This window comes from Pseudarthrobacter sp. 10T415 (assembly GCF_056394175.1).
Genome location: NZ_JBFTHJ010000004.1, coordinates 120945 through 131864, shown reverse-complemented (window position 1 = coordinate 131864; position 10920 = coordinate 120945). Strand labels below are relative to the sequence as shown.

10 protein-coding genes are annotated in these 10920 nt (G+C 66.6%); 6 read left to right on the top strand and 4 right to left on the bottom strand.

Annotated features, from left to right (window positions below):
• Nucleotides 1-8 precede the first annotated feature (8 nt).
• Both AC1DBN_RS08105 and glyA read right to left on the bottom strand, forming a co-directional pair.
• On the bottom strand, nucleotides 9-1229 hold the full coding sequence (locus AC1DBN_RS08105) for a sarcosine oxidase subunit beta family protein (RefSeq protein ID WP_477722969.1): 1221 nt from the start codon (nucleotides 1227-1229) through the stop codon (nucleotides 9-11).
• The gene (gene glyA, locus AC1DBN_RS08100) at nucleotides 1226-2575 is read right to left on the bottom strand and encodes a serine hydroxymethyltransferase (protein WP_314214882.1); all 1350 of its coding nucleotides are present in this window, start codon (nucleotides 2573-2575) and stop codon (nucleotides 1226-1228) included. Before glyA ends, AC1DBN_RS08105 begins: the two co-directional genes overlap by 4 nt.
• A gap of 124 nt (nucleotides 2576-2699) precedes the next feature.
• Between glyA and AC1DBN_RS08095 the strand changes: the two genes are divergently transcribed.
• Nucleotides 2700-3368 carry a GntR family transcriptional regulator gene (locus AC1DBN_RS08095; protein ID WP_056081285.1) on the top strand — a complete coding sequence of 223 codons (669 nt, stop codon included), beginning with the start codon at nucleotides 2700-2702 and terminating at the stop codon, nucleotides 3366-3368.
• A gap of 74 nt (nucleotides 3369-3442) precedes the next feature.
• Here AC1DBN_RS08095 and AC1DBN_RS08090 read toward each other — a convergent pair whose 3' ends face one another.
• Together AC1DBN_RS08090 and AC1DBN_RS08085 are read right to left on the bottom strand one after the other, a co-directional pair.
• Nucleotides 3443-3817 (bottom strand): VOC family protein, encoded by a 375-nt coding sequence (locus tag AC1DBN_RS08090; protein ID WP_477722968.1) that lies wholly within the window; start codon nucleotides 3815-3817, stop codon nucleotides 3443-3445.
• Between the two features lie 78 nt (nucleotides 3818-3895).
• Nucleotides 3896-5104 (bottom strand): ROK family protein, encoded by a 1209-nt coding sequence (locus AC1DBN_RS08085; RefSeq protein ID WP_477722967.1) that lies wholly within the window; start codon nucleotides 5102-5104, stop codon nucleotides 3896-3898.
• Nucleotides 5105-5195: 91 nt separating this feature from the next.
• Here AC1DBN_RS08085 and AC1DBN_RS08080 point away from each other — a divergent pair, with 91 nt between their 5' ends.
• From AC1DBN_RS08080 to ppgK, 5 genes are read left to right on the top strand one after another with little or no spacing between them, the layout of a single operon-like run.
• Nucleotides 5196-6473, top strand: coding sequence for an ABC transporter substrate-binding protein (locus AC1DBN_RS08080; protein ID WP_477722966.1), 1278 nt, complete (start codon nucleotides 5196-5198; stop codon nucleotides 6471-6473).
• Nucleotides 6474-6510: 37 nt separating this feature from the next.
• Entirely contained in the window at nucleotides 6511-7452 is a 942-nt protein-coding gene (locus tag AC1DBN_RS08075) for a carbohydrate ABC transporter permease (RefSeq protein ID WP_314214890.1), read from the top strand.
• The gene (locus AC1DBN_RS08070; RefSeq protein WP_314214892.1) at nucleotides 7449-8336 is read left to right on the top strand and encodes a carbohydrate ABC transporter permease; all 888 of its coding nucleotides are present in this window, start codon (nucleotides 7449-7451) and stop codon (nucleotides 8334-8336) included. Before AC1DBN_RS08075 ends, AC1DBN_RS08070 begins: the two co-directional genes overlap by 4 nt.
• 51 nt (nucleotides 8337-8387) lie before the next feature.
• The gene (locus AC1DBN_RS08065) at nucleotides 8388-10106 is read left to right on the top strand and encodes a glycoside hydrolase family 13 protein (RefSeq protein ID WP_477722965.1); all 1719 of its coding nucleotides are present in this window, start codon (nucleotides 8388-8390) and stop codon (nucleotides 10104-10106) included.
• Nucleotides 10107-10108: 2 nt separating this feature from the next.
• Nucleotides 10109-10885 (top strand): polyphosphate--glucose phosphotransferase, encoded by a 777-nt coding sequence (ppgK, locus tag AC1DBN_RS08060; RefSeq protein ID WP_314214894.1) that lies wholly within the window; start codon nucleotides 10109-10111, stop codon nucleotides 10883-10885.
• The last annotated feature ends 35 nt before the right edge of the window (nucleotides 10886-10920 follow it).

Genomic DNA, 10920 nt, shown 5'->3' with positions numbered 1-10920 from the left:
GGCAGCGGCTAGTGGGCCACGGCGGCGGCGCCGTGCTCGTCGATGAGCGCGCCGGTTTCGAAGCGTTCCAGGGAGAACGGCGCGTTCAGCTTGTGCGGGGCGCCGGTGGCGATGGTGTGCGCGAAGGTCATGCCTGCCGCGGGGGTGCCCTTGAATCCGCCGGTCCCCCAGCCACAGTTCACGAACATGTTCTCCACCGGGGTGGTGCCAACAATCGGCGAGGCGTCCAGGGTGGTGTCCACGATGCCGCCCCAGGTCCGGAGCACGTGGGCCCGGGCGAAGATGGGGAAGAGCTCGACGGCGGCCGCCATCTGCTGCTCGATCACGTGGAAGGAGCCGCGCTGGCCATAGCCGTTGTACGAGTCCACGCCGGCGCCCATGACCAGTTCGCCTTTGTGCGCCTGCGAAACGTACACGTGGACGTGGTTGGACATGACCACCGTGGGGTGGACGGGCTCGTGCAGTTCGGAAACCAGTGCCTGCAGCGGGTGGGACTGGATGGGGAGCTCGAAGCCCGCCATCTCGGCCAGGACCGAGCTGTGGCCGGCGGCGCAGAGGCCAACCTTTTCGGTGTTGATGGTGCCGCGGCTGGTCTTGACGCCCACCACGCGGTCGCCGTCCTTGAGGAAGCCGGTGACTTCGCAGTTCTGGATGATGTCCACGCCCAGCTCGTCGCACTTGCGGGCGAAGGCCCAGGCAACAGGGTCGTGCTTGGCGATGCCGGCACGGGGCTGGTAGGTGGCGCCCATGACCGGGTAGCGGATGTTGTCGCTGATGTTCAGGATGGGGCAGAGTTCCTTGACCTGCTGCGGGTCCAGCCATTCAGCGTCAACGCCGTTGAGCTTGTTGGCGCCCACGCGCCGCATGCTTTCGCGCACGTCGCCCAGGGTGTGGGCCAGGTTCATCACGCCGCGCTGGCTGAACAGGAAGTCGTACTCGAGTTCCTCGGGCAGGATTTCCCAGAGCTTGAGGGCGTGCTCGTAGATGGCGGCGCTCTCGTCCCAGAGGTAGTTGGAACGGATGATGGTGGTGTTGCGGGCCATGTTGCCGCCGGCCAGCCAGCCCTTTTCCAGGACCGCGATGTTAGTCATTCCATGGTTCTTGGCCAGGAAGTATGCGGTGGCCAGACCGTGCCCGCCGCCGCCGACGATCACGGCGTCGTAGGAGGACTTGGGTTCCGGATTGCGCCAGAGGAATTCCGGGTGTTCGGGGAGGTGGGGGGCGCTCACTGGGTTGCTCCAATCAGGTCTGCTTCTGCACCGGCCAGGCCGGCGTCGCTGCTGTTGTAGGAAAGATGCGGGTAAAGGGGGAACTGCCCGGCAAGTGCCGTAACGCGTGCGCGGAGTTCGACGGCGGTGTCCCCGGGCAGGGTGCCCGTGGACGCGGAGGCGATGAGCGCCGTCGCGATGATGTCCGCAACCTCGGCGAATTCGGCTGCGCCGAAGCCGCGGGCGGCGAGGGCGGGGGTGCCGATGCGGAGGCCCGAGGAGACCATCGGCGGGCGGGGGTCGAACGGGACGGCGTTGCGGTTGACCGTGATGCCGATGTGGTGGAGGGCGTCTTCGCCCTGCTGGCCGTCGAGTTCGGAGTGCCGGAGGTCAACGAGGACCAGGTGCACATCGGTGCCGCCGTTGACCACGGAGATTCCGGCTTCCTGGACGTCCGGCTGCAGGAGGCGTTCGGCCAGCAGCTGGGCACCCTGCAGGACGCGCTCCTGGCGCTCCTTGAATTCAGGGGTTGCGGCGAGCTTGAAGGCCACGGCCTTGGCGGCCACCACGTGCTCCAGCGGGCCGCCCTGCTGGCCGGGGAACACGGCGGAGTTGATCTTCTTGGCGTACTCCTCCTTGGCGAGGATGACGCCGCCGCGGGGGCCGCCGAGGGTCTTGTGCGTGGTGGTGGTGACCACGTCCGCGTAGGGGACGGGGTTCGGGTGCAGGCCCGCGGCCACGAGGCCGGCGAAGTGTGCCATGTCCACCATCAGGTAGGCGCCCACCAGGTCGGCGATCCGGCGGAACTCAGCGAAGTCGAGCTGGCGGGAGTAGGCGGACCAGCCGGCAACGATCAGCTTGGGCTTGTGCTCCAGGGCCAGGGCTTCCACCTCGGCCATGTCCACCCGGAGGTCGTCCTCGCGGACGTGGTACGGGACCACGTTGTAGAGCTTGCCGGAGAAGTTGATCTTCATGCCGTGGGTGAGGTGTCCGCCGTGGGCGAGGGACAGGCCCAGGATGGTGTCGCCCGGGTTGAGCAGGGCGAACATGGCTGCGGCGTTGGCCTGCGCGCCGGAGTGCGGCTGGACGTTGGCGAATTCGGCACCGAACAGTGCCTTGACCCGGTCGATGGCCAGCTGTTCGATCACATCAACGTGCTCGCAGCCGCCGTAGTAGCGCTTGCCGGGGTAGCCCTCGGCGTACTTGTTGGTGAGGACCGAGCCCTGTGCCTCCATCACTGCCGAGGGAGCGAAGTTCTCCGAGGCGATCATTTCCAGGGTGGACTGCTGGCGGTGCAGTTCCTGTGCAACGGCGGCGGCGACGTCGGCGTCTACCGTTGCGAGCGAGGCATTGAGTGCGTCCTGCATGTTTCTCCTTCTAAACCTGAAAGTCCTGATCCGTAACTGATCTGTAACTGATATATTAGAACTGACGTAATAGTATGTTCCAGATCACGTAGTAGTCAATAGTCACCATGGAAGCGAGCTCAACATGGGCGTAATGCTGGAGAACTCCATCGCCGGCGATGAAGACCTCTCACTCGCCGAGCGGGCGTACCGGCATCTGCGGGACCGCCTGATCATGCTGGAAATCCGCCCCGGCGAAGCAATTAACGACGGCAAGCTGGCGGCCGAGCTGGGCATCGGACGCACCCCCGTGCGGGAAGCCCTCAAGCGCCTGGAAAGCGACCACCTGGTGGTTTCCTACCCCCGCCGCGGAACGTTCGCCACCATCGTGGACATCACCGAACTTGCAGATGTCTCCGAGCTGCGTGAGTCGCTGGAGCCACTGGCGGCCAAACGGGCAGCCAAGCTGGCAACACCGGCACTGCGGGCGGAGATCCGGGAAACCGCCGCCGCAATTGCCGGTATGGACGGCGACGACGACCCCTACGACCTGATGCGCTATGACATCAAGGTCCACCGGTTGATCTACCGGGCCGCGGCCAACGCGCACCTGGAAGACGTCCTGATCCGCTACGACAATCTGGCCACCCGCATCTGGTGCATGGTGCTGGAGAAGGTCCCGTCCGTGTCATCGCACATTGCCGAGCACGTTGAACTGCTCGAAGCAGTGGCCGACGGCGATTCCGAGCGGGCGGGCAAGCTCGCCCTGGAGCACGTCACCAGCTTCGAGCAGGCCATCCGCAGCGTGCTGTAGGCGCGGATACCGGACCCGCGCCCCGGGTCCGGGCGTTCGGGCGTTCGGAGGGCGGGGCCCTACGGGTCCGGGTGCTACGGGTCCAGGCGCTTGCGCAGGAGGCAGAACTCGTTGCCCTCGGGGTCCTGCAGGACGTGCCAGTTTTCGTCGCCGGTTTGCCCCACATCGGCGCGCCGGGCGCCCAGGGCCAGCAGGCGTTCCAGCTCGGCGGCCTGGTCCCGGTCCACCGGGTTGACGTCGATATGCAGCGGCAGCCTGCCGGTGCGCGGATTGCTGCTGGGGCTCAGGATGATGGTGGGCTGCAGTCCGCCGAACCCGTCGGGAGGCCCGATCTCGATGTAGCCGTCTTCACGGTCGAGCTCCACGTAGCCGAGGACCTCGCGCCAGAACCGCGCCAGCAGCTCGGGATCGTTGCAGTTCAGGACCAGTTCACTGATGCGGCATGACATGGTGGCCAGTGTACGGGCAGTCGGACCCGAACCGGACGATTTCCCTCAGCTGCGATGCCCCAGCGCAGGGTGGGCACGTCAGGGGCGGGCTGCCCGCGGCAGGAACGCCGTGGGTTCGCGCCTGAACTGCGTCAGTGCCGATTCAATGGCCCCCTGGACCACAGCCTCCGCCCCGAAGGTGCTGGCAACGAGGTCCGGAAGGGGCAGGCCGGAGTCTGCCGGCAGCAGCGAGCGCGCGTGCTCCAGGACCGGCTCAATGGCACGCGAGATCCCGCCCGCTATGACCACCCGCTCGATATCCAGGAGGCTGGAGAGCACCACGGCGATCCGTGCCAGCCGGGCGCCGAGCCTGGCGATGATGTCCAGTGCCAGCGGATCCCCCTCGCGGGCCGCCTGGAAGACGTCCTCCGCGTTGATGTCCTCTTCGGGGATCCGGCGCAGCGAGGTTTCTCCGTCATAGGAACGGATCAGTTTGCGTGCCCATTTCCGGGCCAGCGCCCCGAACCCGTCCGAGGTCCCCTCCTCCGGCTCGAGCTTGCTGTCGGAAAGGATGTCCAGGAACCGCATCTCGCCGGCGCCGCCCCGGCGTCCGCGCAGCAGGCGCCCATCGACGATCAGGCCGGCACCGAACCGCTCCCCCGACAACAGGGTTGCCACATTGGCTGACGGCTCCTGCGCGTGCTCGGCGATGGCTGCGAGGTTGGCGTCGTTTTCGATGGTGACTGCGCCCTCAAGGTGCCGGTCAAACCCGGAATTCATCAGCTGCCAGAATTCCCCGGCCCCGGGAGACCTGCCGTCCGCATCCACCGGTGCGGGTACTCCCACCACGGTCAGCAGCACGTCGCCGGCGTCGCAGCCCACATCTGCCAGCGCCTGGTGGATCAGTTCCTGCGCGCCGGCAACACGGCCGGCGCGTCCCACCGCGTGTGAGTCGATGCTTTGGCGCCGCTTGGCGAGCTCACGGCCGCGGAGGTCCGCCACGATGGTGGTGAGGTGGCCTTCGCCGGCGTCGAGCCCCACCACAACCCCTGCGGCCTCGCGCAGCTGGTAGCGGCGCGCAGGCCGGCCTTTAAGCGCACGTCCGGCCTCGCCGCCGTCGGTCACTTCCTCCAGCCATCCGGCGTCGACCAGGCCGTCGCAGACGCCCAACACCGTGGCACGGGTGAGCCCGGTGGCCCCCATGGCTTCCCCCGCCGTGAACACCTGTTCCTGCAGGGCGAAGCGCAGCAGCGCCCCGGAGTTGATCTGCCGTAACAGTTGCGTCGAGCTCGCCGTAGTTCCGTCCACCCCTTGACGATAGCCCCTGCGTCCCCCATCCTCGTATAGGACCTAAATATAAGATCCAAATAAATTCCGATTGACCCCCTCTTAGGAGCCGATGTTGCCACCTTTGCCGTCCGCCGGGACACGAGTCTCCCGGCGCACTTTCCTTGCCGCCGCCGGAGGCTCGCTGGCCGCTTTCGGGCTTGCGGCGTGCAGCCCGGCCGGAGCCCAGCCCACCATCACGTTCCACCAGTCCAAACCCGAAGCGGTCCCCTACTTCCGCGACCTCACAGCGAAATTCACGGCGTCGCAGGACCGCTTCCGCGTCCTGCACGACATGGCAACGAACCTCTCTGCCAGCTTCGTCCGCAGCAGTCCGCCGGACCTTGGCTGCCTCAACTACAACCTGGAGATGGCGCGGTTCATGGAGCGCGGCGCCCTCTCGGACCTGGCCGACCTCCCGGAAGCTGCAACCATCCGCGGCGACGTCCTCGACCTCACCAACTGGTACCCCACCTACCCGGGCCGCACCAGCGTGATCCCCTATTCGGTCATGGCGGCGTCGGTCATCTACAACCGGCGCATCTTCGAGGCGAACGGCCTTTCGGTGCCCACCACCTGGGACGAACTCATTGACGTCTGCGAACGGCTCAAGGCCGCGGGGATCACTCCGATCTACGGCACCTTCCGGGATCCCTGGACCATCGCGCAGGGCCTGTTCGACTACACCGTGGGCGGGATGGTCGATGTTCGCGGCTTCTACCAGTCGATGCACGAAACGGGCGAGAAGGTGGGACCGGTTTCCGAGGTCTCCTTCCAGAAAACACTCCTGGAACCCGTCCGCCGCATGGTCCAGCTGAAGAAGTACGTCAACGCCGATGCCGCCAGCCGCGGCTACGGGGACGGCAACACCGCCATGGCGCAGGGGCAGGCAGCCATGTACTTCCAGGGGCCGTGGGCCTTCGGCGAAATCGAAAAGGCCGGCACCGACGTCGACCTTGGCACCTTCCCCCTGCCGGTAACCGACAATTCCGCCGACCTCAAGGTCCGCGTCAACATCGACCTTTCACTCTGGGTCCCCGAGGTCGCGAACGGACAGCAGGGGGCACGCGCCTTCATCCAGTACCTGATGCAGCCGGAGATCCAAGACACCTACAACGCCAAATTCCTGGGCTTCGGAACGGTCAAGGATGCCCCGCCGGTCACCGACCCCAGGATCGTGGAAATGCAGAAGTACTACGACGAGGGCCGCTTCTACATGGGCGCGTCACAGTTCATCCCCAACACCATTCCCGCCGCCAACTACATCCAGTCGATCATCGGCGGCGCCGATGCCGAGGGCACCCTGCGCCGGATGGACGCCGACTGGGCGCGCCTGGCATTCCGCGCGTAACCACCCCACAGACCAAGGCACGAAACGAGGACCATCCATGTCATCAATGACGAGACCTTCCACCGCGGCGGTGGTGACAGCGCCCCCAGCAGCGGCAAACCCGCCACGGACGCGCAAACGCCGGGTTGACCCGCTCTACTACTTCTTCCTGTTTCCGTCCCTGGCGATCTTCACGCTCGCCGTCACGCTGCCCGCCGTGCTGGGCTTCGTCTACAGCTTCACCAACTCCGTGGGGTTCGGCGACTTCGAATTCATCGGCATCCGGAACTTCATCGCCGTGTTCCGGGATGACGGGATCCTCGGATCCTACGGCTTCACGCTCGCCTTCTCGCTCGTGACGGTCATCCTGGTGAACGTTGTGGCCTTCTTCCTGGCCTTGGGGCTCACGTCCCGCATCCGCTTCCGCGCCGCACTGCGCACCGTGTTCGTGATCCCGATGGTGATATCCGGCATCGTGATCGCCTTCGTGTTCCAGTACCTCTTCTCGAATTCGCTGCCGCTGGCGGGCCAGAGCCTGGGCATCGAGCCGCTCGCCACGAGCATCCTGGCCAACCCCGACCTTGCCTGGCTGGCGATCGTCCTGGTCACGGCTTGGCAGTCGATTCCGAGCGCCATGCTGATCTACATCGCAGGGCTCCTCACCGTTTCCCCGGAGGTCTACGAGGCAAGCTCCATCGACGGCGCAACCCCTTGGCACAACCTCCGGCACATCACCCTGCCACTGGTGGCCGGGTACGCCGTGATCAACATGGTCCTGGGCTTCAAGAACTACCTCAACACCTACGACATCATCGTGGGCCTGACCGACGGCGGCCCCGGAGTCTCCACGCGCAGCGTGGCCATGGCGATCTTCCGCGGCTTCGAAGGCGGCGACTACGCCTACCAGATGGCCAACGCCGTGATCTTCTTCCTGATCAGCGTCACCATCGCACTCATCCAGCTCCGCTTCACCCGTGGCAAAGGAGGGCTCGCAGCATGAGCACCGCGACCCGCACCATCCCAGCAAAACCCTCGGCCACCGGGAAGCGGCGGTTCGGCGGCGGCCAGGAGCGCACCAACTGGCCGGCGACCGCCATCCTGATCGTCTGCACCCTCGGCGTGCTCGTCCCGCTGTACGTCACGGTCAGCATGGCGTTCAAGACCACCGGCCAGGCCGTCGACGGCAACGCGTTTTCGCTGCCCAGCCCGCTGACCTTTGACAGCTTTGTCCAGGCCTGGACCCTGACCAACTTTTCCCGCGGCTTTGCGATCTCCGTCTTCGTATCCGTCATCGCTGTGGTGGGGGAGATCGTGGTGTCCGCCCTGGCAGCGTACGCAATCGTCAGGAACTGGGACCGCAAGCTCTTCCGCTGGTCCTTCTTCTACCTGCTCGCGGCAATGTTCATCCCGTTCCCCGTGGTGGCACTGCCGCAGATCCAGCTCACGGGCCTGGTGGGACTGGACAACCCGCTCGGCGTTGCCATCCTGCACATCGTCTTTGCCCTGGCGTTCAACACCATGCTGTTCACGGCGTTCCTCCGTTCCATCCCGCTCGAGCTGGAGGAAAGCATGCGCATGGACGGCGCCGGGACGTGGCAGGTGTTCTGGCGGCTTATTTTCCCGCTGCTCGGGCCCATGAGCGCCACGGTGGGCATCTTCGCCTTCATCGGCTCCTGGAACGACTTCATGATGCCCTCGCTCATCATTTCCGACCCCGAAATGCAGACCATTCCGGTACTGCAGAAGATCTTCCAGACGCAGTTCAGCAACAGCTACAACGTGGCGTTCGCCTCGTACCTGATGGCCATGGCACCGGCCATCGTGGTCTACCTGTTCACCCAGCGCTGGGTCATGTCCGGCCTCACCCAGGGCGCCGTCAAGTAACTTTCCCGCCCGGACCCCACCCACAGAACCCCAGACTTAAAAGGAACCTTCGTGACCACCACCGCCATCACGGCACCCCGCACCGCCGCCACCTTCCAGGACGATCCCAACTGGTGGCGCCAGGCTTCCGTCTACCAGATCTATCCCCGCAGCTTCGCCGACTCCAACGGTGACGGCATCGGCGACCTCAACGGCATCACCGCGAAGGTCCCCTACCTGATGGAACTGGGCGTCGACGCGGTGTGGCTGAGCCCCTTCTACCCCTCCGCCCTTGCCGACGGCGGCTACGACGTGGACGACTACCGCAACGTGGACCCCAAGCTGGGCACGCTCGACGACTTCGACGCCATGGCCGCCGCCCTGCACGCGGCAGGAATCAAGCTGATCGTTGACATCGTGCCCAACCACTCCTCCGACCGCCACGAGTGGTTCCGCGAAGCCCTGGCCTCGCCCAAGGGGTCCGCGGCCCGCAGCCGCTACATCTTCCGGGACGGCCTGGGTGAGGACGGTGAGCTGCCGCCGTCGGACTGGGACTCCGTCTTCGGCGGCCCCGTGTGGGAGCGCATCACCGAACCGGACGGGACCCCGGGTCAGTGGTACATGCACATCTTCGCCAAGGAACAGCCCGACTTCAACTGGGACAACCCGGAGGTCCGCGCGGACTTCCTGAAGACCCTCCGCTTCTGGTCCGACCGCGGCGTGGACGGCTTCCGCATCGACGTCGCCCACGCGCTCACCAAGAACCTCGAGGGAACCCTGCCCTCCAAAGCTGACCTCGAGGCCGGGGGCGAAGCGCTCTACCTTGCCGGCGAGCACCCGTACTGGGACCGCGACGAAGTCCACGGCATCTACGCCGAGTGGCGCACGCTCTTCAACGAGTACAACCCGCCGCGCACCGCCGTCGCCGAGGCCTGGGTGCACGCGGACCGCCGCGCCAGGTACGCCAGCCCGGACGGTCTGGGCCAGGCCTTCAACTTCGACCTCCTGCAGGCAGATTTCGACGCCGGACAGTTCCGCAGGACCGTCACCAGGAACCTCGCCGAAGCCGAGGCATCCGGCGCATCGTCCACCTGGGTCTTTTCCAACCACGACGTCGTCCGGCACGCCACCCGCTACGGGCTCCCCGTCTCCGGGTCGTCGGCGGAGGGGGAGATCATGGCCGGCCAGGCCGGCAAGCGCTGGCTGCTTGAGGGCGGCCGGCAGGAAGACGTGGATATCGAGCTGGGACTGCGCCGCGCCCGTGCCGCATCGCTGCTGATGTTCGCCCTTCCCGGATCCGCCTACCTGTACCAGGGCGAGGAGTTGGGACTGCAGGAAGTCGGCAGCGAAATCCCCGATTCCGACCGCCAGGACCCGTCCTTCTTCCGCAACAAGGGCGTCGAAATCGGCCGCGACGGCTGCCGCGTCCCGCTGCCTTGGAGCGCAGGCGGCAGTTCCTTCGGGTTTGGTCCGGGCGGTTCGCACCTGCCACAGCCCGAATGGTTCGCCGGCGCCTCGGTGGAAGCCCAGGAAAACCGGGAGGACTCCACCCTGTCCCTCTACCGCCGGGCGCTGTCCCTGCGGTGGGAACTGCAGTCAGAAGAGACGCTGGAATGGCTGGAAACCGGGCGGGATGACGTGCTGGCCTTCCGGCGGCCCAACGGCTGGACCTCGGTAACGAACTTCGGCACCGAGCCCTTCGCACTGCCCGCCGGCCGCCTGCTGGTGGCCAGCTCACCGGTTGACGGCGGCGAACTGCCCGGCGCGGCCACCGCCTGGCTGCAGGCCTAGCCGTGGGGTTCGGGCTGGGGATCGACGTCGGCGGGACCTGGATCAAGGGGGCCGTGGTCGACCTTGACAGCGGCAGCCCCGCCGGCGCCGTGCGCCGCCTCCGCACTCCGGCGGGCGGCACCGTGGAAGCGGTGGCGGACACCCTGGACCGGCTGCTCGGCGAGCTCGAAACCCAGGCACCCCTGGCTCCGGACCGGCCCATCGGCGTCGCCATCCCCTCGATTGTCCGGAACGGGGTGGCGGCGTCGGCGGCAAACATGGACCGCAGCTGGATCGGGTGTGATGTCCGGTCCTTCCTCGAGGTCCGGCTGGGACGTGCCGTGTGCGTGGTCAACGACGCTGACGCTGCGGGCCTGGCGGAAGTCCGATACGGCGCGGGGCAGGACGTGCCCGGCACGGTGCTGGTCCTTACCCTGGGAACGGGCATCGGATCGGCACTCATCGTCGACGGCCGGCTGGTGCCCAACCTCGAGCTGGGCCACCTGGAAGTGGGCGGCTGCAAGGCGGAATCCCGGGCGTCCGCCGTTGCCCGCGAGATTGAGGGGTTGGGCTGGCCGGAGTACGCCGTCAGGCTGCAGCAATACCTGCAGCATGTGGAGTTCCTCTTCTCGCCGGACCTCATCATCCTGGGCGGCGGCATTTCGGCGTGCAGCAGCGAGTTCCTCCCCCGCCTGTCCCTGCGCACGCGGGTCCTTCCTGCCAGCCTGGAAAACTCTGCGGGGGTGGTGGGCGCCGCTGTGTATGCCGCGGCGGGCATGGAAGCGCTGGTACTGCCATGAAGCCGCACCGCAGCAGTCCGCGCCGCCGGAGTGTG

Bases quoted from the DNA above. Each gene is read 5' to 3' on its own strand.
- glyA (WP_314214882.1), bottom strand. From the start codon at position 2,575: ATGCAGGACGCACTCAATGCCTCGCTCGCAACGGTAGACGCCGACGTC.
- AC1DBN_RS08095 (WP_056081285.1), top strand. From the start codon at position 2,700: ATGGGCGTAATGCTGGAGAACTCCATCGCCGGCGATGAAGACCTCTCA.
- AC1DBN_RS08090 (WP_477722968.1), bottom strand. From the start codon at position 3,817: ATGTCATGCCGCATCAGTGAACTGGTCCTGAACTGCAACGATCCCGAG.
- AC1DBN_RS08080 (WP_477722966.1), top strand. From the start codon at position 5,196: ATGTTGCCACCTTTGCCGTCCGCCGGGACACGAGTCTCCCGGCGCACT.
- AC1DBN_RS08075 (WP_314214890.1), top strand. From the start codon at position 6,511: ATGTCATCAATGACGAGACCTTCCACCGCGGCGGTGGTGACAGCGCCC.
- AC1DBN_RS08070 (WP_314214892.1), top strand. From the start codon at position 7,449: ATGAGCACCGCGACCCGCACCATCCCAGCAAAACCCTCGGCCACCGGG.